The sequence below is a fragment of the Synechococcus sp. Nb3U1 genome (assembly GCF_021533835.1).
Classification (GTDB): domain Bacteria; phylum Cyanobacteriota; class Cyanobacteriia; order Thermostichales; family Thermostichaceae; genus Thermostichus.
This window is the reverse complement of sequence record NZ_JAKFYQ010000002.1, coordinates 403729-425990: the sequence shown is the minus strand read 5'-3', so window position 1 is coordinate 425990 and position 22262 is coordinate 403729. Positions and strand designations below refer to the sequence as shown.

19 protein-coding genes and 1 pseudogene are annotated in these 22262 nt (G+C 56.4%); 13 read left to right on the top strand and 7 right to left on the bottom strand.

Annotated elements, in window-relative coordinates; all coding sequences use genetic code 11:
* Together L1047_RS12505 and speB are read right to left on the bottom strand one after the other, a co-directional pair.
* Positions 1-867 carry a prohibitin family protein gene (locus L1047_RS12505; protein WP_235279298.1) on the bottom strand — a complete coding sequence of 289 codons (867 nt, stop codon included), beginning with the start codon at positions 865-867 and terminating at the stop codon, positions 1-3.
* A 103-nt stretch (positions 868-970) separates the two neighbouring features.
* Positions 971-1870 carry an agmatinase gene (gene speB, locus L1047_RS12500; RefSeq protein ID WP_235279297.1) on the bottom strand — a complete coding sequence of 300 codons (900 nt, stop codon included), beginning with the start codon at positions 1868-1870 and terminating at the stop codon, positions 971-973.
* 134 nt (positions 1871-2004) lie between these two features.
* On the opposite strand from speB, the gene L1047_RS12495 reads away from it, so the two are divergent.
* Positions 2005-2757: a DUF561 domain-containing protein gene (locus tag L1047_RS12495; RefSeq protein WP_235279296.1), complete on the top strand. Its 753-nt coding sequence runs from the start codon at positions 2005-2007 to the stop codon at positions 2755-2757.
* A 19-nt stretch (positions 2758-2776) separates the two neighbouring features.
* On the opposite strand, the gene L1047_RS12490 is transcribed toward L1047_RS12495, so the two are convergent.
* A complete protein-coding gene (locus L1047_RS12490) occupies positions 2777-4411 on the bottom strand; it encodes a CTP synthase (RefSeq protein WP_235279295.1) in 1635 nt (544 codons plus the stop codon).
* A gap of 60 nt (positions 4412-4471) precedes the next feature.
* The gene (locus L1047_RS12485; protein ID WP_235279294.1) at positions 4472-4981 is read right to left on the bottom strand and encodes a hypothetical protein; all 510 of its coding nucleotides are present in this window, start codon (positions 4979-4981) and stop codon (positions 4472-4474) included.
* Positions 4982-5269: 288 nt separating this feature from the next.
* Between L1047_RS12485 and L1047_RS12480 the strand changes: the two genes are divergently transcribed.
* The 8 genes from L1047_RS12480 (at position 5270) to L1047_RS12445 (ending at position 13432) form a co-directional block, all read left to right on the top strand.
* Positions 5270-6265, top strand: coding sequence for an aldo/keto reductase (locus tag L1047_RS12480; protein ID WP_235279293.1), 996 nt, complete (start codon positions 5270-5272; stop codon positions 6263-6265).
* Between the two features lie 123 nt (positions 6266-6388).
* Entirely contained in the window at positions 6389-7129 is a 741-nt protein-coding gene (locus tag L1047_RS12475; protein WP_235279292.1) for an HAD family hydrolase, read from the top strand.
* Positions 7130-7411: 282 nt separating this feature from the next.
* The gene (locus L1047_RS12470; RefSeq protein WP_235279291.1) at positions 7412-8077 is read left to right on the top strand and encodes a metallophosphoesterase family protein; all 666 of its coding nucleotides are present in this window, start codon (positions 7412-7414) and stop codon (positions 8075-8077) included.
* 52 nt (positions 8078-8129) lie between these two features.
* Positions 8130-8750, top strand: a complete 621-nt coding sequence (gene rdgB / locus L1047_RS12465) for an RdgB/HAM1 family non-canonical purine NTP pyrophosphatase (protein WP_235279290.1) — start codon at positions 8130-8132, stop codon at positions 8748-8750.
* A 51-nt stretch (positions 8751-8801) separates the two neighbouring features.
* Positions 8802-9959, top strand: a complete 1158-nt coding sequence (locus L1047_RS12460) for a hypothetical protein (RefSeq protein WP_235279289.1) — start codon at positions 8802-8804, stop codon at positions 9957-9959.
* A gap of 17 nt (positions 9960-9976) precedes the next feature.
* Positions 9977-10627, top strand: a complete 651-nt coding sequence (tmk, locus tag L1047_RS12455) for a dTMP kinase (RefSeq protein ID WP_235279288.1) — start codon at positions 9977-9979, stop codon at positions 10625-10627.
* 184 nt (positions 10628-10811) lie between these two features.
* Positions 10812-12143 carry a histidine phosphatase family protein gene (locus L1047_RS12450; RefSeq protein WP_235279673.1) on the top strand — a complete coding sequence of 444 codons (1332 nt, stop codon included), beginning with the start codon at positions 10812-10814 and terminating at the stop codon, positions 12141-12143.
* 5 nt (positions 12144-12148) lie between these two features.
* The gene (locus tag L1047_RS12445) at positions 12149-13432 is read left to right on the top strand and encodes a dihydroorotase (protein ID WP_235279287.1); all 1284 of its coding nucleotides are present in this window, start codon (positions 12149-12151) and stop codon (positions 13430-13432) included.
* Here the strand turns inward: L1047_RS12445 and hemG are convergent.
* Together hemG and L1047_RS12435 are read right to left on the bottom strand one after the other, a co-directional pair.
* Positions 13429-14922: a protoporphyrinogen oxidase gene (gene hemG / locus L1047_RS12440; RefSeq protein ID WP_235279286.1), complete on the bottom strand. Its 1494-nt coding sequence runs from the start codon at positions 14920-14922 to the stop codon at positions 13429-13431. The two genes, L1047_RS12445 and hemG, sit on opposite strands and share 4 nt — an antisense overlap.
* 18 nt (positions 14923-14940) lie before the next feature.
* Positions 14941-16275: a homoserine dehydrogenase gene (locus L1047_RS12435; protein WP_235279285.1), complete on the bottom strand. Its 1335-nt coding sequence runs from the start codon at positions 16273-16275 to the stop codon at positions 14941-14943.
* A gap of 265 nt (positions 16276-16540) precedes the next feature.
* On the opposite strand from L1047_RS12435, the gene L1047_RS12430 reads away from it, so the two are divergent.
* Together L1047_RS12430 and L1047_RS12425 are read left to right on the top strand one after the other, a co-directional pair.
* Entirely contained in the window at positions 16541-17353 is an 813-nt protein-coding gene (locus tag L1047_RS12430) for an ABC transporter permease (protein WP_235279284.1), read from the top strand.
* A 107-nt stretch (positions 17354-17460) separates the two neighbouring features.
* Positions 17461-17685 carry a hypothetical protein gene (locus L1047_RS12425; protein ID WP_235279283.1) on the top strand — a complete coding sequence of 75 codons (225 nt, stop codon included), beginning with the start codon at positions 17461-17463 and terminating at the stop codon, positions 17683-17685.
* Positions 17686-18404: 719 nt separating this feature from the next.
* On the opposite strand, the gene L1047_RS12420 is transcribed toward L1047_RS12425, so the two are convergent.
* Positions 18405-20420, bottom strand: a complete 2016-nt coding sequence (locus tag L1047_RS12420) for a hypothetical protein (protein WP_235279282.1) — start codon at positions 20418-20420, stop codon at positions 18405-18407.
* A 423-nt stretch (positions 20421-20843) separates the two neighbouring features.
* Here L1047_RS12420 and rplC point away from each other — a divergent pair, with 423 nt between their 5' ends.
* A complete protein-coding gene (gene rplC, locus L1047_RS12415) occupies positions 20844-21488 on the top strand; it encodes a 50S ribosomal protein L3 (protein WP_235279281.1) in 645 nt (214 codons plus the stop codon).
* Between the two features lie 64 nt (positions 21489-21552).
* A pseudogene (gene rplD / locus L1047_RS12410) lies at positions 21553-22179 on the top strand (50S ribosomal protein L4); the annotation flags it as partial.
* Positions 22180-22262: the final 83 nt, after the last annotated feature.

The following is a 22262-nucleotide window of genomic DNA, read 5'->3' as shown; positions in this document are numbered from 1 at the left end:
TTACCGCTTCAACGGATCCGTGAGCACTTCCGGCCGGGAAATGATGGCGCGGGTACCAGGAGCCAATTTGCGCACGTAGTCCAATTGCACCACCTCTGGGTTTTGCTTCAGGGCTTCCCCTTGCAATTGAATGGACTGGGCTTCTCCTTCCGCGAGCACCACTACCCGTTGCTTTTCTAGCTCAGCTTTTTCCACCAAGAAGCGTTCCCGCTCTTTTTCTTGCTCAGCGATTTGCTTTTGTTCAATGGCGGTTTGGAACTGGTCAGAAAAACGGACATTGCGCAGGAGCACGTTTTGTAGGATCAGGTCGTTCTCGGCAAAGATGCTGGAGAGTTGCTGCTCGACATTCTCTTGGATCTCTTCTCGCTCTTCTGAAAAGACGGCGATGGCTCGGTGCAGGGCCAGTTCGTTGCGCATCACGGTACGCACCTCCGGACGGATCACTTTGTCCACATAGGAGGGGCCGATGGTTTGGTGCAGGTGGGAAACCTTGGCCGGATCCAGCCGGAAGCGCACCGACACATCGAGAGTAATCTGCTGGCCGTCGGCACTCAGCACCTTCAGGGCATCATCTCCCAAAGATTGGCTCTCAGAGCGTTGAGAGGCCATGGTGTAGGTTTGGGTACGCACATCGTAAAGGATCGGCGTTTCTATCACCGGCAGCAACAGGTGCAGCCCTTCCCCCAAAGGTTGTAGTTTGAGGCCCGTCAGCGAGTTGAACACCACAGCCCGCGCACCAGCAGGTACCACCAGCAGGCACTGCAGCACAGTAGCCAAAAGGATTAACACCAGTGCCCCGCCCACCAACGGGATCCAGGACAGGGTGGAAGGATCAAAATTGGGACGACGGGGATGAGCCGATTTCACAGGAGTGCCACCAAGACAACACACGGAACAGAAGGGTCAGGAATTGGGATCCAAGGTTGGATCCCTCGCCGAAACCTTTTTGAGCTTAACCCAGGCAGAGGGTTCATCCCAGCGCTGCTGCCAGGATCTGATAGGTGAGCTTGGCTACGGTGAAGGCACTGCGCCGATCGGTTTCTTGCTCCCCGGTTACCGATAGCTCCACCACATCCGCCCCGACAATCTGCCGTTGTTGACCCAAAGCGCGGATCAGCTCTAGGGTTTCCCACCAACCCAAGCCACCGGGTTCCGGCGTACCGGTAGCTGGAACCACCGCGGGATCCAACCCATCCACATCCACCGTCAGGTACACCTGCGGGCCGAGGGTAGCGATTACCTCCTGAATCCATTGGTGCGGGGGCTTGCTCTGCAAACTGTGGGCAAAAAAGGTGTGGAGACGGCGCTCGCGTATCGCTTGGCGATCTTCGGCACAAATGGAGCGGATCCCCACCTGGGTAAGGCGGTTATCCACCTGCTCCACCACACGGGCCATGGCGGAAGCATGGGAATAGCGGGATCCCTCATAGCTGTTTCTCAGGTCGCAGTGGGCATCGATTTGCAACACGTGCAGCTCCGGGTAATGGGGCACATGCGCAGCAATCAGGGGGCCGGTGATAGAGTGTTCCCCCCCTATAGACAGCAAGAATTGACCCGGCTTGACCCACTCAGCTGCCCGCCGCTGAATTTCCGCCATTGCCGGTTCATGGGGATCCGTAAACTCTACAGCAGGGGCAGTCCAGTAGCGGGAGATCTCCGTCGGCGAGTCAGGATGCAGAGCCGGCTCTCGATCCCGCACCTCGTCGTAGATTTCCACATAAGCAGAAGCCTCCAAGAGCGCTTGTGGGCCTTTGGCCGTACCCTTGCCATAGGAGGTGGTGGCCTCGTAGGGGACAGGCAGCAGAATCGCTTGGGCAGCCTCAGGATCCAGTTCAGGCAAGCCCAGAAACGGGACGGGGGAACGATACATGGTGGCATTCCAGATGGGATCCCTATTTTAATAAGGATCCCTTGTGGGATTCTGGCAAAACTTTTAGACTGAGCAGAGTGCTGTGTGCCCCTAGGCAATACCTACAAAGAATACTCATAAAGAGCTGACGACCCATGACCACCGCCCCAAACTCTGCCCTCTTCGATGCCCTGGCCCAACGACGGGCACTCAAGGTGATCAGTGGCCTGCAAAATTTTCACCTGCCTTCAGTCTTGAAAATTACTCGTGCTGCCCAAGAGGGAAGGGCCACTTGGGTGGATATTGCCGCCAGTCCTGAATTGGTTCAGCAGGTACGAGCTCAGGTTGAGCTACCCATTTGTGTTTCAGCAGTGGATCCGCAACAGTTGGCCGCAGCCGTTCACGCCGGAGCGACAGCGGCAGAGATCGGCAACTACGACAGTTTTTATGACTCCGGACGCGTCTTCTCCCCTGAAGAGGTGCTGGAGTTGACCCGACAAACCCGTGCTCTCCTGCCTCGTACCCTCCTGTCAGTCACGGTTCCCCATACGCTGCCCCTCGATCAGCAGGCAGAGTTGGCCGAGAAATTGGAAGACCTAGGGGCAGACCTGATCCAAACCGAGGGGGGAACCAGTGCTGAACCACTGCACGGTGGCTCCCTGGGCTTGATCGAAAAAGCTGCCCCCACTCTGGCTGCCGCCTACGAAATTAGCCGTGTGGTTTCCATCCCTGTGATTTGTGCTTCCGGCCTCTCGACGGTAACTGTGCCGATGGCGATTGGGGCAGGTGCCTCTGGTGTGGGTGTGGGTAAGGCGATCAACCAACTTCAGGACGAAGTGGCCATGGTGGCTCAGGTGCGGGCCCTGATGGAAGCTCTGGCCGGCATAAGGATCCCTATGTTCGTCTAGTAGTTGCTTAGCTGATGGTTTAGCTAATGTTTTGCAATTGCAACGGCTGAGCTTGGGAACGGCTACGTAGGGCTGCTTCGATCAAGCCCAGAAACAGGGGATGAGGCCGGTTCGGACGAGAGCGAAACTCGGGGTGAAACTGGGTGGCGATGAAAAAAGGATGGCTGGGCAGCTCAATGATTTCCACCAAGCGGTTATCCGGCGAAACACCACTGACCACGTAGCCCGAATCCAGTAACAGATTGCGGTAGGCATTGTTAAACTCATACCGATGGCGATGGCGCTCATAAATGATCGGGTCGCCGTAGAGTTTGGCTGCTAAGGTATCGGGCACAATGCGACAGGGGTAAAGACCCAACCGCAGAGTTCCCCCCAAATCTTCCACATCTTTTTGTTCCGGCAAGAGGCTGATCACCGGATTGGGCGTATCCGGCTCAAACTCGGAACTATTGGCCCGCTCCAAATGGGCAATATGGGATCCCCAGTCGATCACCGCACACTGCATGCCCAAGCACAACCCCAAGAAAGGGATGCGCCGTTCCCGCACATATTGAACGGTGTTAATCTTGCCTTCAATACCGCGGTTGCCGAACCCCCCCGGCACCACCACCCCATCCACTCGGCAGAGCAGCGCCTCCGGCCCTCGTTCCTCGATCTCTTCCGAAGAAATCCAGTGCAGGCTCACCCCCGCATTCAAGGCCAATCCGGCATGGCGCAGGGCTTCTGCCACCGAAAGATAGGCATCCGTCAGGCGCACATACTTGCCGACAATGGCAATTTCCACCCGCTCTTGGGGATGATGCAGTCGCTCCACCAGCACCTCCCACCCCCGCAGATCTGGCCGTCGCGGATCCAAGTTCAAAATTTCCAGCACCTGTTGGGCCAAGCCCTCCTGTTCCAGAACTAGGGGCACATCGTAAATGCTGGGAGCATCCTGCGCCTGAATGACACACTCCACAGGCACATCACAAAACTCGGAAATTTTTTCCTTGAGGCCGCGGGGCAAAGCCTGCTCACAGCGACACACCAATACATCCGGCTGGATCCCGATCGAGCGCAGTTCCTTGACCGAATGTTGGGTAGGCTTAGTCTTCATTTCCCCTGCCGCCTTGATCAGGGGTACCAAGGTGACGTGAATGTAAACAGCATTGCCACGACCGACATCTTTACGAAATTGGCGGATCGCCTCCAGAAAAGGGAGAGACTCGATATCCCCCACCGTACCGCCCACTTCCACCAGCACCACATCGGGGTTGGTCTCGCGGGCCACTCGCCGGATCCGCTCCTTAATCTCCTGCGTCACATGCGGGATCACCTGCACCGTACCCCCCTGGTAATCACCGCGGCGTTCTTTGTGAATGACTGCCTGATAGATGGAGCCGGTGGTGACGTTGTTCAGCTTCGACATGTTGGTGTCGGTGAAGCGCTCGTAGTGGCCCAAGTCCAGATCCGTCTCGGCGCCATCGTCGGTAACAAACACTTCTCCATGTTGGTAGGGGCTCATGGTGCCGGGATCCACGTTGATATAAGGATCCAGCTTCAAAATCGACACCGTGTAATCCCGGGATTTGAGCAAGCGGCCCAAACTGGCGGCCACAATGCCTTTGCCAATGCTGGACACCACTCCACCCGTGACGAAGACAAACTTGGTCATAGCCTGGATCCCCTCCCTCTCGCCCCCTCGATTATGACAGGGATCCCCACCACGAAGGGCCTAGCGCAAAGGGCCGTTGTAGAGCAGGGTGGTTTGGAAGCTACCTCTCTCTACCCGCACCTGACTTTCAATGCTGGGCTGCACAAAGCCGGGTTCCCCACCTCGAAAGGTGAAGATCCAATAGTCCTCAAACTCTTCAAAAGGGGAATCTATGGCTGCCCCGTGCATCGAGGCTTCGGCACGATAATTTTGCAAGCCCCCATTAGCGATCTCGGCAGTCTGGCGAGCCAGGTTTTTGGCCCGGTTCAGATCCCGAAAGTATCGGCTGATCTCTTCAAAGCTACCTCTAGGTAAAGGACGGGTGCTGCCCGGCGTGACGGGCAAGGGTTGAGCATCCGGCACAATTGGCAAAGTGGGAATATCCTGGCTGGGGAGCAAGGGTTCAGCAGGTATAGGTGCTGGTGAAGTTTCAGGGAAAATAGGGGTGATCACCTGCGCCTGAGCAACAGATCCCGTGAGCAACAGCACACCCACGCAACCGAAAAGAACACAGATAGAAGAGGACTTCATCGGGCAATTCCTTGAAGTGGTCAGTTATACATCTTGAATCTGATCCTATCGACCCAGTTCCCCTCAGAAGCAGAGTAAAAAGCCTGTCATCTCCTTCCAGCCAAGGCCAACTGTCTGGAGTATTTGCGCAACCCTCTTTGCCGTAACCAAGAAAAAGTAGCATATGCTACAATTTTTCCAGGGGATCCCCTGCCACAGTAAGGGGCAAATAATTGCAAGCTTTTCGTGTCCTAACGCTGGGAGAGTCTCGGGAGGTAGGTTCGATCAGGTATTTGGAGAGGTGCAGGGATGGAGTTTGTGACGCTTGCGGATACGGGGCTCCGGTTGAGCCGCGTCGGGTTGGGTACTTGGGCGATTGGCGGCGGTTGGTGGGGGCCTTCCGACCGACAGGATTCTTACACCACGGTTCGCAAAGCGATTGACCTGGACATTACCACCCTTGACACTGCCCCTATTTACGGACTTGGCCTTTCGGAAGAAGTGGTTGGGCAAGCGATCAAAGACTCCGGTCGCCGCGATCAGGTGATCATCGCCACCAAAGCTGGGTTGGATTGGTTCAATAACAAAGTGGTGCGCAACTCCAGCCTGCCTCGCCTTGCCCAGGAGCTGGAAGACTCTCTACGTCGCTTGCAAACCGATGTCATCGATCTCTACCAAATTCACTGGCCGGATCCGGTGGAGCCGATTGAGGAAACCGCCGCTTTTCTGGAGCAGTTGCTCAAGCAGGGGAAAATCCGCGCTATTGGGGTGAGCAATTTTTCGCCTGCACAAATGGCTCGCTTCCGTCAGGTGGCCCCCCTGCACACCGCTCAACCGCCCTACAACCTGTTTGAACGGGATATCGAGGCGGATGTCTTGCCCTACTGTCAGCAAAATGGCATTCACACGCTGATGTATAGCTCCCTGTGTCGGGGTCTGCTGAGTGGGCGGATGAGTAAAGAGACCACCTTTGCTGCGGAGGATATGCGCTCCGGGATCGATCCAAAATTCACTGAACCCCGTTATTCTCAGTACCTGAAGGCAGCAGCAGAGCTAACTCAGTTTGCTCAGAACCACTACGGCAAGACCCTACCTCAGCTGGCGGTGCGCTGGATGTTGGATCGTCCAGGGGTGAGTGTGGCCTTGTGGGGGGCGCGCAAACCCTATCATCTGGATGCGGTGTCCGGGCTGTGGGGCTGGTCGTTGGATGCCGCGGCGATGGCAACCATCGACAGGATTCTGCAAACCTGCATTCCCGAGTCGATCCCCCCCAGTTTCATGGCCCCACCTATACGCGCCGCCTAACCTCTTGCCCCTCAAGCCCCTGCTGATACCGCTAGGATCTGTTTTGATGGTGCTACGCACCTCGCTTAGCGAGACTGAGGGAGCGCTGGCAATCGGGGAGGCATTGGAGTAGTCGTCGCCAATATGGCACTGCAAGGGGTGATACTGAGCTGGAGTGGGGTTGTGGCCGACGATGAGGGGCTACACCTAGAGGCGATCAACCGATTGTTGGTGGAAGAGAACCTGCGCCCCTGGGATCTGAATCAGAAAGAGCTCTACCGGCTGCAATATCTGGGTCAACCGGATCGAGAACGCCTGCGCAGCCTTTGGGGTGATCAAGGACGGGTGCTCAACCCCAAGCAACTGAAAGATCTGGTGGAGCGCAAGGTCCTTTACTATCAGCAGGCCTTGGAGACGCAAACGCAATTGCCCCTGATCCCACGGTTGGTGGAGACCCTGGAGAAACTGGGACGGCTGCAGTTGCCTGTTGGGTTGATATGTGGGCAATCTGCGGCAGAGGTCAACTATGTGCTGGGACGCTGCCCCTTAGAGCACTATTTCTCCTCTGTGGTCACAGGGGATGAAGGGGATCCGCTGGAGTCTCCTGGGTATTTACATCGGCTGCTTTTGGAGCGAATGGGGTTGCAGGCTGGTGAGTGCTTGAGCATTGAAGCCACCTATCCTGGCATCCGAGCGGCCCGTTCGGCAGGGATCCCGACGCTGGCCGTGGCCACCCTCCTTCCTTTGCATATGTTGCAGCGGCGGGCCAACTGGGTGGTGGATGGCTATAACCAGATCGAATGGGATAGGTTACAGAACTGGTTTGCGACCGGACAGGATCGTCCTCCAGTGTTGGCTGAGCGGGAAGGGAGTTTGCCGTCGTAGGGCTGGTTGATGGATTTTATAGGGGATCCCTGTCGGAATCGGTTGCCTGTACATCCAGTCTGGTGATGAGCACAATCTCATGACTTCCCAGAACCAGCCGCCCGCAAGAGTCACCAAAACAGCCAAACCCAAACCTGTTAATTCCGAGAGCTCTGTTGCACTCAGTTAGGGGCACAAGCGCTGTTGTAGCAAACTCGCAAAAGAGCTGTAGGTTACACTGCGGTGTGCGTGGGCTATTTCCCAGTGCTCATATCACAAGTTGGTTGCACTCAGTTTAGTAACATGGGGATCAAACTTCTTCTGGGATCCGACTACCACGGCAGCCCCAAGCTGATCCAGCAGGCACTGGCTCATTTGCCCCAGGTAGATGCTTACATTAATTGTGGCGATTTTTGTTCGAAGGCTGGAAAACCCTCTCGCAAAGCAACTCAGGGGTTTCATCCAGCAGCCGGAGCGGAAGTTGAGCATCTGCAATCCTTTCTAAAGACTGTGGATCGATTTAAGAAGCCCTGGCTTTTTCTGCCGGGCAACCATGATCCGACAGCTCCCGTTCTGGCGCCTCTGGCTGGAATTTGTGGGCGGGCCATCACGGAGTCCTGCTGTTTTGAATGGATGGGGTTACGGGTTCTGGCTGTACCCTGGACCCCTCCCTGCGGTTGGGGCTGGCAACTCACCTCCAGCCATTTACAAGAACTGCTGACCCTTTTTGAACAACCTCCCCACCCGATTGACCTGCTGATTACCCATGCTCCACCACGGGGTCTTTTGGATGAAGCAGGTAAGTGGTATCACCGCCGTATGCCAACTCTGCGCCCACTCTTGGATCAGCTCCAACCTCGTTATTATCTGTGCGGACACATGCATTGGGATGGCGGTAAAGTTGAGCGTTGTGGCTCTACCCTTGTGGTCAATGCCGCCTTGCACAATATGGTGCTCGAGATCCATTGACAAACTTCGCTAAGATACCCCAGGTGCAGCTCTTGGTTTGGATCCTAACCCCATGCCTCGTCCTCTGATTCTGGCCAGCAGCAGCCCCGGGAAATTGCGGGAGTTCGAGTCCTTTTTTCGGGATCATATCCCTGGCTGGAGGCTGCGTTTAAAGCCTGCAGAGTTGGAGGTGGAAGAGACTGGGGCCACCTTTGCAGAAAATGCCCTGCTGAAAGCGACAACAGTGGCGAAAGCCTTGGGAGAGTGGACACTTGCTGATGACTCAGGGTTATCGGTACGGGCTCTTAACGGTGCCCCCGGGATCCATTCGGCTCGTTATGCCCCTACCGATGCTGCCCGGATCGAGCGATTGCTCAGGGAAATGGACGGGATCCCTAATCTTGCTACGCGAGGTGCGGAGCACCCTCGAGAGGCCACCTTCCACTGTGCACTGGCGCTAGTGGATCCGCAGGGGCAGGTGCGGGCTTTGGCGGAGGGAGTGTGCCAGGGACAGATCTTGACCCAGCCGCAGGGCCGGGGGGGGTTTGGCTACGACCCACTGTTTTGGGTGCCTGAGTTGGGGTTGACCTTCGCGGAAATGAGCCCGGCCCAAAAAGAGGAGCTTGGCCACCGCGGACAAGCCTTACGGGCTTTGAAGGAGCAGTTGCTTATTTTAGGCACCAGTCTGGGCTAGGTTGTAGGCAGGGTTTGTATAGATGCCAGTTTTGCGTTGGGAGCTTAGAGGATGACCTTTGCTGGGGATCAAGATTCCACTCGGGATCCGAACATGCCGCCAGGCAATCGTGAAGAGGGACAAAATTCCGATTCCACACGAGAGGGAGCGATGCGTCCCCCTTCCTATCCCAGTGCTGGTGGCTTGACTCCCGGAGAGGGCCGTCGCACCCCGCCCCCTTTACCGGATCAAGATCCACTCTCTGAAGGTCGCCGGACTGGATCCGCCAGCAATCGTTCTGACGATTGGCTTGATTCTGGTCGCGTCAGCGGGACGGAGTCCTTTCCCCCCCGCTCTGCCCGCCCTAGCCGCGAGCCCCGAGAAGCTGCAATGGGATCCGGATCCCCTCGATCCACCGAACGCTCTAGCCCCAGGCGTTCCGGGCAAGCCCTGGTACCTCGCCGCCCTGCTCCTAGCAGCCGTGGCTATGAGGGATCCGGATCCGATCGTTCGGCCTACACCAGCCCCTACCGCAGCGACTACAACCGTTCTGCCGCTTCGGGATATACCTCCAGCTATGTCGGCGGGGGCGGAGCTGGCATAGGGGCAGGCACTGGTGGCTCCCGGGGAGGGCTCTCTCCCTCCAGCCTGACGGTGGTCGCCTTGGTGGCGCTGCTGGCCTTTTTTGGCGGCTTTGTGATTCGCAACATCTTTTCCGAGAGTGGGGGCTTTGACGATGAACGCCCGATCCGGGCCGCCAATGTGCCGGAAGCATTTCGAGAGTTTTGTTTTGCCTACAACGGCACAGCTTCTTTTACCGTGGTGGAGCTGACCAGTGTTTCGGCCCTAACCATGGCTTCGGTGCCGATCTATAAAATGGACACCTGTACGATTCCTGTCAGCCAAACCGCTAATGCGCTGCAAGCCCTCGGCATTCAGGGACGAGCAAGTACCCTTGGCCCCCAATTGGGCGGTTCGAACCTGACTTTGATTCAGATCCCGCTGGCCAGCAGTTTGGCACGAGCCGTCTACAACCAGTTCCCTGGCTTAGCCAACCAAGGAAACGAAGCGCAGGTGTTGTCGCAACTGGAAACGACGATCAACAACGCTCTCCGCTCCAATGTGGAAGGGTTGGCTCTGCAAAGCCTGGAGGTCACCAACATCCCGGATGTGTACGTCATGGTGCCGGGACACTCTTTTAACTTGCAGCCTCAGCTCAACCTGCGTTGAACCACCTTGATGCACAGATGCGGTCTGGTGTGTTCATCACCCTAGAGGGGGGAGAAGGAGCAGGCAAAACCACGCAACAAGCTCTCTTGGCAGAGCGGCTGCAGCAGGAGGGATATGCCTGTTTGTGTACCCGTGAGCCGGGAGGTACTGCTCTAGGTCAAGAACTGCGGGCTCTACTGCTGCATGGGGATCCGATCTCACCGTTGGCGGAGTTGCTCCTGTATGCGGCAGATCGAGCGGAGCATGTGCAAACCCGTATTCGTCCGGCTTTGGCGGCAGGGCAGGTGGTGATTTGTGACCGCTTCACCGACTCGACACTGGCCTATCAGGGCTATGGGCGCGGCCTCGATTTGGATCTGATTCGGCAGTTGAACCAACTGGCTACCGGCAACTTGCAGCCTCACCTCACTCTCTGGCTGGATTTACCCCTGCAGGTGGGTTTAGAGCGGGCCCGTTCCCGACAGACCGCTCATCTCAGCGGGGCGAAGAAGTTCAGCCCTGTTGACCGCATGGAGCAAGCCCAATGGCCTTTCCACCAACGGCTGTACCAGGGTTTTCAAGAGCTAGCAGCCACAGAACCGCAGCGGATAGTACGCATTGATGCCCAGGGATCCCCTGAAGAGGTGGCCCGGCGCATTTGGGCGGTGGTCAAAAGCCGCTTGGGTTGAGCATCGGACTCCGGGATCGGACTGCCCCTCCCGTTACACATCCCATCCGGTCGAATCCAACCCGAGATCCCCTTCAAGAGCTGGACAAGTTCTGTGGCGCGAGGTAACAAGCCTGCGCGCTAACGTGCCTTTGGCGTAAAGGGCTGTACCCTAGAAGGTGTTCTTGAGTGAGTTAGTGCAAGCGATGGCTCAGCCTGCCCTGCGTGTTGTGCTCGTGCGTCATGGTGAGAGCACTTTCAACTTGGAAAGTCGCATTCAAGGCCGCTCGGATCTATCTCGTCTTACCCCAACAGGAGAATCACAGGCGCAGTGTGTGGCCAAGTCTCTAGCCGGGATCCCCTTTAACCAAGCCTTTTGCAGCCCCCTGACCCGTGCTTACGATACGGCCCGCATCATTCTCAAAGATCGGGAAGGGATCCCTCTAACGGTGACGGAGCAACTGCGGGAAATCGACCTCACTGCTTGGGAAGGGCTGACCTTTGCGGAGGTGAAAGAGAAATACCCCGATGACCATCACCTCTGGCGGCACCACCCCGAGAATCTGGAACTGGAGGGGTGCTTTCCGGTGCGGGATCTTTGGCAGCAGGCGCAAGACTTTTGGCAAACCTTAGCGCAAGGGATCCCTGACCCAGAAGAACTGATCAATATCCTTTTGGTGGGGCACAGCGGCATCAATCGCGCCCTGATTAGCACCGCCATTGGTCTAGAACCTCACTACTACCATCGCCTCGGGCAAGACAACTGCGCCATCAGCGTTCTCAATTTTCCCCAGGGGATCCCCTTTTCGCCGCAACTAGAATCCCTTAACATCACTGCCCACCTCGGCCAAGCAATGCCGAAACGCAAGCAGGGGATGCGTATTTTGCTGGTGCGACACGGTGAAACCCAGTGGAATCGGGAACAACGCTTTCAGGGGCAGCGGGATATTCCCCTCAATGCCACGGGAGAAGAACAAGCCACCAAGGTCGCAGATTTTTTGGCAACTCAACCTCTGCAACTGGCCTTCTCTAGCCCTCTCAAACGCCCTTGGGCCACTGCCGATGCCATTTGTAATAACCATAGCAACCTGATTTTGCGCCCCATTCCCGCCCTCCAGGAGATCAGCCACGGAGATTGGGAGGGCAAACTGCAAAGTGAAATCGAAGCGGAATATCCGGGGGAACTGGAACAATGGCAACGGGATCCCGCCAGTGTGCAAATGCCGAATGGGGAAAACCTAAACCAAGTATGGGAACGGACTCGGATGGCTTGGCAAGATATTCTGGCCACCACTGAAGCTCAGTTTCCGCAGGGGACGGCGGTTGTTGTCGCTCACGATGCCATTAATAAAGCAGCCATCTGTCAGTTGTTCGATCTGTCGCCCCAGGCTTTTTGGACGTTCAAGCAGGGGAATGGCGCGGTTACGGTGATCGATTACCCAGAAGGCAAGGATGGAGCTCCAGTCTTGAAGGTGTTGAACCTCACCACCCACCTATCCGGCCAAATTTTGGACTGTACAGCGGCAGGGGCACTATAAAACAGATGACGCTGTCATTCCCCTCGCGGGTGCGATTGCAAGGGGTGCGCCTACTGGATCCGCTGCACAACCGGGATCAGGTGACCGACGTGTGGCTACAGGAGGGCTGCATCCGTGCTGTTGGCCCAGGGATCCCTGAGGATGTACCGGTATGGGATGGCTCAGGTTGGGTTCTGGGGCCGGGGCTGGTGGATCTGTATGCCTACAGTGGCGAGCCCGGGCATGAAAGCCGTGAAACCCTAGCCTCTTTGGCTGCAGCAGCCTTAGCCGGGGGCTTTACTCAAGTGGGGATTCTGCCCACCACCACTCCGGTTTTGGACAGTGCCGAGCAACTAGGGCGCTACACCCGCCAAGCTGGGGATCCCCATTGGTTACCTTGGGCAGCCCTCACGATAGGGGCAAAAGGAGAACAACCCAGTGAATGGGCAGAACTGCTCCAGACTGGGGCAATCGGTTTGACGGAAGATCAGCCGTTGCGTTCTTTGGTACTGCTGCGGCGGGCTTTCGAGTATTTGCGGATGTGGAATAAGCCCCTGATGCTTTGGCCTTGGGATCCCAATTTGGCCGGGTCGGGCAGCTTGTATGAAGGGGTTTGGGCCTTGAGACTGGGGTTAAAAGGGATCCCTCCCAGTGCCGAAACCTCTGCTTTGGCCCGGATTTTGGAGGTGATCAGGAGTGAACCCACTACAACCCCGGTTCATTTCATGCGCATTAGCCAGACCCGCAGCCTCAGGTTGATCCAGCAAGCTCAACAGCAAGGATTGCCGGTCACCGCCAGTACCACCTGGATGCACCTGCTCCTAGACGAACAAGCGGTACTGGAGCAGGATTACAACCCCAACCTGCACCTGCTGCCCCCTTTACCTACGGCGTCTGATCGCCAAGCCTTGATCGACGGGATCCGCTCTGGCAGCCTCGTCATTGCAACTGACCACCGCCCCTACACCTACGAAGAAAAAACCGTACCTTTTGCCGATGCTCCTGTTGGTGCGATTGGCCTGGAACTGGCCCTGCCCCTGCTCTGGCACAATCTGGTAGACAGCGGATCCCTGACTGCCTTGCAACTGTGGTCAGCCCTCAGCCTGGATCCAGCCCGTTGTTTAGATCGGGAGCTCCTTCCTCTCGAACCAGGCTCCGCAGCCGACTGGGTGCTTTTTGATCCCAACCCCACCTGGATCGTCTCCGCTTCCACCTTGAAGTCAGGATCCCTGGCCACCCCCTGGCTGGGGAAACCGATTCAGGGCAGGGTTCTCCACACGCAAGTGGGCAAGGCCGAACCTACTCGTTAGCTATCCCAGCCGTTCAGGATCTCCTGTGCCATCGCTTCAGCACGTCGCACACAATCTCCTAGGGCCACCCCATCCAAATAATTAGCACAGACCGATAGTCCTGGGGTTTGGTTGGCGAGACTCTCCTGTAGCTGGGCAATCCGCTGCCGGTGACCGAGGGTATACTGTGGGATCGCTTGTGGCCACAGTCGTTCTCCCAATCGGATGGGTTCTACGGGGCGGGTCAGAAGGATTTGGCTCAGCTCTTCGTGCACAACTTGGGCGCGTTCTTCGGGAGAGAGGGCCGAAATTGGCGGGATCCCTTTCTGGCGGGCATAGGCAACATCGGTAGCCCCCCCCACGAAGTTGAGGAAGCAGTGGTAGCCTTGCGGGGCTCGCTCCGGGAACAGGCAGGAAGCCCAGATGGTGCCGAGCGTGCGGAAGCCCTGTGAGCGTGGGATCAAATGACCAAAACCCCTTAGCGGTTGTGGCAAGGCCTCTTCTGGGTAAGCCAAAGTGACCACGGCCACTGGCGGGTAGAGAATGCCCGAGAGCAACTGGCTGGCCTGGGGGTTGAGCTCTCGCAGGAGGGCAGCAGCTGCATAAGCGGGCAGAGTGAGCACCACGCGCTGAGCGACAACCCAACGGGATCCCTCTGGAGTCTTAAACCCCACCCAATAACCGGCTTCATTCTGCTTGAGATGCGTAGCCTGCCAGCCCAGGTGCAGGGTATCTCCCAGTTTTTCGGCGATGGCTTCCGGGAGTTGTTTGAGCCCTTGCCGCAGGTTGCCCAACTGACCCCGCTTGGGCACCGGTTGAATTTGGGGCGAGAGAGGGTCGGGTTGGCTACGGGGAGCACGAAGAAAAGCACCGGCAAAAAGGCTACCATAGCGTTCCTCTAAGCTGGCAACCCGATAAAAGGCGGCTAGGGCACTCAGCTGATCCGCATCCCCAGCAAAAACTCCAGAGGTGAAAGGTACAACCAGCCGCTCCACCACCTCCGAGCCCAGTTGTCGCTGGAAAAACTGCCGTACCGTTTCCTCTCGACCCGGGGGCGGGGCGACAAACCCCAACAACCCTCCCAGAGCCCGCAGTTTACCACCAACGCTCAACAACCGCGATCCGATCGCCGCAGCAGGACTCATGGGCACCGGCAGCAGTTCTTTCTCCCAGTAGACATAGCGAGGCAGTTTGCCATCCGCCAGCAGCAGTTGATCTGTCAACCCCACCTCTGCAATCAGGTTCAGCAAAGCCGGAACGGGGGTAAAGCTGTTGGGGCCTTCCTCCCAGCGATAACCATCTTTGCTTTGGCTGGAAATACACCCGCCCACCCGGTCGCTGGACTCGGCCAAAAGCACCGGCTGGGATCCTTGGCCAGCAGAGCTTTGTAACCCCTGCTGCAGTCGCAGCGCCAGGGTCAGGCCCGTAATACCCGCCCCGATCACCACCACCTTTTTGGGGATGAGGGTGAGATCCCCTTCATACCCTTGTTCAGGCGCAGAAACACTCATTCTTAACTTCCTCTCTACTCAGCGCAGAACCCGGAACAGACCAGGGATCCCGGCCACCTGGGGCAGTTGACGGATCTCAGCAATCGCCTGTTGGCAGTCGGCCTCGCGGACGGTATGGGTGAGAATGACGATCTCCGCTTGCTCCCGATGGCATTCTTTTTGGGTGATGCTCTCCAGACTGACCCGGTGGTTACCAAAGCAGGTGCCAATCGCCCCGATCACCCCTGGCTGATCCTGAGCCAATACCCGCACGTAAAACTCTGCCTCCAATTCTGCCAACGGGATCCCGGCTTTCAGCCCCGGTTGCTCCGCATCGCCTACGGGAAAGGTCAGCAAGGGGGAGAACCCCAGCAAAGGATTGGGAGCCTGGGCACCGGTTTGCAGATGGGCGATTAGGGTGAGCAGATCCCCAACCACCGCACTGGCCGTTGGCCCCCGCCCTGCCCCTGGCCCCGACAACACCACCTGCCCGAGGGGATCCCCTTGCACCAAGACAGCATTCTCCACACCGTTGATACTGGCCAAAGGATGGGTCAAGGGCAAAAGGGTGGGGTGAACCCGAATATCCAACTGGGAGGGGCTGGCAGAACTTGCCGCGAGCGGCGAGCGTTGGGCAATGGCCAGGAGTTTAAAGGTAAAGCCCCACTCCCGCGCGTAGCGAATATCGGTGGCACTAATGTCGCGGATCCCTTCGCAGGGGATGGCTTCCCGCTGTACCGGCACCCCAAAAGCGAGGCTAGCCAAAATGGCGATCTTATCGGCGGCATCCCAACCTTCCACATCCGCACTGGGATCCGCTTCTGCGTAGCCGCGGGCTTGGGCAACCGCTAGGGCTTCCTCAAACGAGCTGTCCTCCTGGGTCATCTGGCTGAGGATGAAATTGGTGGTGCCATTGATGATGCCCCAAACTGCCCGGATTTGGTTGGCCCGCAAAGATTGTTGTAAGGGTTGTAGAATCGGGATCCCACCCGCGACGGCAGCTTCTAGGAGCACAGAGACTTTGGCTTGGGCGGCTGCCTGAAAGATCTCTGCCCCATGACGAGCGATCACAGCCTTGTTGGCAGTAATCACCTGTTTGCCATGGTCGATGGCCTTCAGGATGAGGCTGCGAGCCGGTTCAAGGCCCCCCATCAGCTCGATCACCACATCGATCTCCGGATCGGACACGATGCGCTCCAGATCGGTGGTCAAGCGCTCAGGGGGGATTTGCACTTCCCGAGGTTTATTCAGCGAGCGCACCCCCACCGCGCCGATATCCACTGCCTGCAAGAGAAAATGGCCTGGACGCTGCAAAATTTGCACCACGCCCGTGCCCACGGTGCCTAGCCCCAGTAGCCCAACCCGATAGACCACAATCGCTCCTCTCGCCTGCTGACAGCTCAACCTTGGAAAGATCCCTCTACCACGATAAACGGTGGTGTCGATTCTTTGGGTTGTCCTCACGGCAGACAACAGCACAACAGGGTTATGTATGCAGCCATCAATGTCAGAATCAACGTCAGAGATAAAGACTTGCGGATATTGGTGAGCTAGGGTCTGGCTCACTTGGACTGAGAAAGTGGGTCTACCGCTCCTGGAGAGAACCTTAAGACCAAAGGGAGGAAGACGAAACCTTAACATGACATCCCTTAATCGCACTGGTTTGTCCCTCTCCCAATGGCCTTGGCTGATTCTGTCAGTGGCAGTGTTGCTCTTTCTCCATCTACCCCTGCTGGTGATCGTTCTTTATGCGTTTACCCCTGATGAGGCCACCTTGCGCTTTCCGTTGCCGGGGCTGACGTGGCATTGGTTTGCGGTGGCGTGGGGGCGGGCGGATATTTGGCGGGCTCTATTTTTATCTTTGCGGGTGGCGCTAGTGGCTACAGGGGTAGCAGTGGTGCTGGGATCCCTGGCGGCAGCGGCAGTCTATCGCAGCCGATTTTTTGGCCGTGAGACCATTTCTTTTTTGGTGCTGCTGCCAATTGCTTTGCCGGGCATTGTCTCTGGAATTGCTCTGCGCTCAGCAATCAATTTACTGCACATTCCCTTTAGCTTTTGGACGATTGTCATCGGTCATGCCACCTTTTGTTTGGTGGTGGTGTACAACAACGTGCTGGCCCGGTTTCGCCGCATGGGGCGCTCGCAACTGGAAGCCTCTGCCGATCTAGGGGCCAATCCTCTGCAAACCTTTCGACATATCCTTTTACCTGAACTGGCCACGGCACTACTGGCGGGATCCTTGCTGGCCTTCGCCCTATCTTTTGATGAGATCATCGTCACCACCTTCACCGCCGGACAGCAACAAACCTTGCCGATCTGGGTGTTGAGTCAACTGACCAAGCCCCGACAGCGCCCGGTGATCAATGTGGTGGCTTTGGGGGTCATCAGCTTGACCGTGCTGCCCATCTGGCTAACCCATCGCTTCGCCCAAGAGAAGACCACAACTCGCTAACCCCACCTCGAAGCCGCTTCACAAGATGCAGCATTGGGCCTGGTTGATCCCGGATCCCTTGTGGGAAGATATGAACAAGCATTTCATTTCTGAGAATTGGGGTATTTATGGCAATCACTCGTGGCGGACGGGGCTCCTCAATGCGGGCCAGCAGTGAGGGAAATCCTGCTAAGTTCATGGAAATGGCCAGTTCCCTGTTGAATATCCGCACTCGTCAAGGCAGCGGCAAGAAGGTGCAAGACCGCGCTTCCTATGGCACTGCGGGCAATCCTCGAGAGTTCATGGAAATGGCCAGTGAACTGCGCCAAGCTACTGAGCAGCAGGGGAAATAGCGGATTCCATTGACTGTGAATGTGATTTTGAATGGCAACAGCAATTGAAAGACGGGATCCCCAGCGCTATCCTTCTACAGGGGATCCCTATCTCTACGGGTGGTAGGTCGGCTGTTATTTAATCATTCAGATCAAGGATCCTGCGTCTGATCTCTAATTTTTGGATGGGATCCCTTTTGACAGGGATCCCTAAGTTTCAATTATTTACTTATTCAGTAAATAATTGGAGGTTGTCAAATTTATTTTAGGGGATGGGGTAAAAAAAATGAAAATAGAGAAAATTATCCTTGGTTTATGCCAAGGGTGTATAAAAGTTGCAGAGGAGATATTATCGATTCTGAATCTTTTGAAAGAGAATGGTTCTCCTGAGGACAGTTTCAAGTGACTCTTTTTAAGAGATGCCATTGGATTAGATTTGATGATAATTTTACCGTCAGAGCCAGAGCGGATAGAGAAACTATGGCAAAAGGTTTTGGCAAGAAGGGATAGGTTCCATGCTGAAGGGTTGCTTAAAGCAATGATTTGCCGCGAGTCAACCGATGAGCAAGAACTAAGAATATTGCAAAAATTTAAGGAACAGATGACTCAAATATTTGGGGAGGAATAACCATGAATTTACCAGTTGATTTATCAACGGTTGATTTGTCAGTTCTAATTAAAGAACTGACAAATAGATTTAGGAAAATTTCTGTAACAGAAACTAGGAAGCACTTAGGTGTCTAGATAGGCTCCATCGCCCGAAATCCTTTCAAAATCAGATGATCCAAAATGCCAGTATTCTCCTCGCCCCGATAATTAAAGGTCGAGCGTACCAGCCATAAACCGTGACGATTCCGACAGCAGAGATTGAGTAGGGTACGGGCTAGAATCTGCTGCCGAGCTTGTAGATCTTGCACCGGATCAAAAACCGCCCCGTCCCAATCTGGGGTGAGTACCCGGTCATTGTAGAGGGTGTGCCAGAGGGAGCGAGACCAGCTGGGATTAGTGATATCAAACCAAAACTGGTAATCCGCCTCCAAGCCCCGATTGATATAGGCCACAGGGGTAGCTACAACCAAATGCTGGGCATAGTGAGGCTCATAGCGACTGCTGCTGGGGGTCTGTCCCGAGCGAATCATGGCCACAAAAGAGGGATCCGTCTCTGTGGGAAATGCTTGCCGAAATCGCTGGGCTGCCTCGATCAACAATCGCAGCAATTCCTGCTCCTGCGCAGAAGTCACTCCATTAACCAAATGATCAGCAAAAAACTGTTGGAAGAAGTGGGCCAGCGGGGAGCCGGAGCGATACCCTTGCAACCAGGTCAACAGCTTTTGGTAGCGCTCTAGGTTGGAAAACCCGACCCGTTCCGGTTGCCGTACCGCCGTTTGTGGACGCCAAGAACGTCCCACCGGATCCAACGTATCTTCTGCTAGCAAAGCCGCCCGGATCGGATCCAGCCCCAGCACCAAACCGAGCATCAGCCGCCACTCCGACAAAGTGGGAAAAGCACCCCACTCTGGATGGGCTAATTCCGCCACCGTCAACACCGCCCGCACCAGAGGATAGCGAATCAAGGCCGGAAACGGAGCAATCGGCCATACCTCAGGCAACTGTTCCTGTAGGCTGAGGCTGACACCCGCATCCATACGGGGCAACAGAATGGCGATGCGAGAGGCCTGAATGCCAGCCGCCAGCAGGCGTTTGATCTGGGCCACCATCACTTCCACCGCCGCAAACTGGGTTTCTCCTTCCAAAACCTGTATAGAAGGCAAATCTTTAGCGTCCGGTGCAGACAGAGGATGAGAAAACCGTGGATCCAGCACCTGCGCAATTTGTAGCCCCAGCCGAATCATTCCGGTCGAGGCTCGATGGCTATCCTCAAGAAACTGGAATTGGGTCTGTTCCATCAAAAAACGGGCCACCCCTTCTGGGACTCCCGTGAACGAGGCTCCACCGCCAATTGTGTAGCTAAACCATTGGCTTTGCAGATGAGATTGTCCCTGTCGATAAAACTCCAGTGCCACCCCACAACTGTCCTCCGCCTGATCCACAATCAGGTGATCCCACTCCGCCCAAAAGTCCGCCAAAGGTAAGACGTGTTCCCGAAATAGACGAATTTGCAGACCAAAGTCCAGGGATCCCAACTCCAGTGCCGCCTCCCACAGCCGACCCACACAACAGCCCATAGCCCGTAAAGCCTCTGCCCGAGCGGGATCGTTATCTTCCGGCCAGGCCTGTGCCAAACGGGATCCCACCGCTTCGGCAAGCAACCCCGAGGCCCCGGCAATATAGGCAGCACTACTGATTTGATCCCAAACCTGAAAGTCCTTCAGGCCGATATTGGCAAAGGCTTCTCCATGGCGAGGGCAGAGGGCACAAACCCGTGCACAGAGAAATTGGGTCAAATCTTTGGCCAAAGGTACCGGCTCAAACTGGGCGGGCAACTGCGGGATCCCGGCTCGCACCTGCGGCCAATGGTCTGCCAAGGATCGCCCGACCCGTTGTAAAAAGGTCTCCACCCGCCACGGCCCCACCAAACCCGAATTGTCCTGTTGTAGGCGTTCCAGAATCTCACGGGCTTGTCGTTGGCTACGCACCAAAAACAAAATCCGCCCCGGATCGGATCCTGTTTTCAGTAAATGCCGATAGCGCTCAATGCACGCCTGAGTCAAGCCACTGCCTGCCCATCCGATCACACTCTGAAACCGAGAGGATTTCCCCTCAGGGTGTTGCTCTCCCTGGGCTGGAGCTATCATCACCGTTACTGGCCTCCCAACACGAGCAGATTTTTCCCCTCAAGATCTGGACAAAGAGGTCTTCGCTTCACTATGATGTACTACTGTTGCCAATTGAATCCGCCCCCTTTCGGCGAAGAGTCTATGGCGACCTGTGGAATACTGCTATCCCGGATACTGCCTCCTTGAGCAGGCAAGTCCGAGCAGTCTGAGAGAGCAGTTTAGCGTGTGATTCAGGGGTAGGTGAAGCAAAAAGCTCAGCGGCGGTTGTGCTTGTTTGTCTTCTCTCAATAAGCATCCAGTGTGATTTGCTTACCTTGAAGCTTTCGAGCAGCGTTGGGTTTGACCTGATGGTGCTGCTGTGACTATCTCTACACAACTCCGGCTCGTTGAGCCAATTGCAAATTGATCAAGGCGAGTCCTGTGGCTCGATGGGAGGCTCTCGTGGTGCTTGGCATCCTTGGAAGAAAAGTCGGCATGACCCAGATCTTCTCTCCGGAAGGTTTGGCCATTCCTGTCACGGTGGTGCAGGCGGGGCCTTGTACCGTCACGCAGATCAAAACCCAAGCCACAGATGGCTACAACGCTCTGCAGGTGGGCTACCTGCCTACCACCGAAAAGCACCTCACCCAACCCCAGCGGGGTCACCTTAGCAAGGCGGGTGTGTCGCAGCCGTTGCGTCATTTGCGCGAGTTTCGCATCGAGCAACCGGAAAGCTACCAGCTAGGTCAGTCCCTGACGGTAGAGATGTTTACCCCTGGCCAGTTGCTGGATGTGGCGGGCACCTCTATTGGGCGAGGATTTGCCGGCAACCAAAAGCGTCACCACTTCGGTCGTGGCCCCATGTCTCATGGTTCCAAAAACCACCGCGAACCAGGTTCTATCGGTGCCGGTACGACCCCTGGTCGCGTCTTTCCGGGGTTACGGATGGCAGGGCGACTGGGAGCCACCCGGGTTACCACCCGCAAGTTGCAGTTGGTGCAGGTGGATGTGGAGCGGGATCTGCTGTTGATCAAAGGCTGCGTGCCCGGTGTTGAGGGTGGATTGTTAGAAATCACTCCCGCCAAGCAAGTAGGTAACAAGCGCTAGGTAGAAGGGATCCCGATCCCTGTAGAGACTGAAGCCGCTAAGCATCCGCAAAGACGAGGGAACAATGGCAAGTTGTGTGGTTAAAGATTGGCAAGGGGGAACAGTGGGCAATGCGGAGCTGAGCCTGAAAGTGGCTCGCCCCGAAACAGCTGCCCACATCCTCCACCTCGCCGTACGTCGGCAGATGACCAACGCCCGCCAAGGCAACGCCCACACCAAAACCCGTTCTGAGGTGCGCGGTGGCGGTCGCAAACCCTGGAAGCAGAAAGGGACGGGACGGGCGCGTGCTGGTTCGATTCGTTCTCCTCTGTGGCGGAAGGGGGGGGTCATTTTCGGCCCCCGCAAGCGGGAGTACAACCTGGCTATGAATCGCAAGGAACGGCAACTAGCCCTGCGTACTGCTTTGCAAAGCCGGGTAGAAGATCTAATCGTGGTGCAAGATTTCCTAGCGCAGCTGGATCCGCCCAAAACCCGCGAGGTGGCTCAAGCTCTGCTGCGGTGGGGGGTCATGGAAGATCAGTCGGCTTTATTGATCGTGGCGGAGCGGACAGAAACCTTAGAACGAGTCGTCCGCAACATTGCTCGAGTCAAATTGGTGGGTCTAGATCAGATCAATGTGTTTGATCTGCTCAACGTGGATTGGGTGCTGATCACCACCTCTGCCTTGGAACAATTCAAGGCCCGTTGGGGAGCCGAATCTAGCGCAGCCGGAGTTGTGGATTCCCTTTCTACTCCCGTAGCAGCCAAATTAGACCCACCACCTGCAGAAGCGGT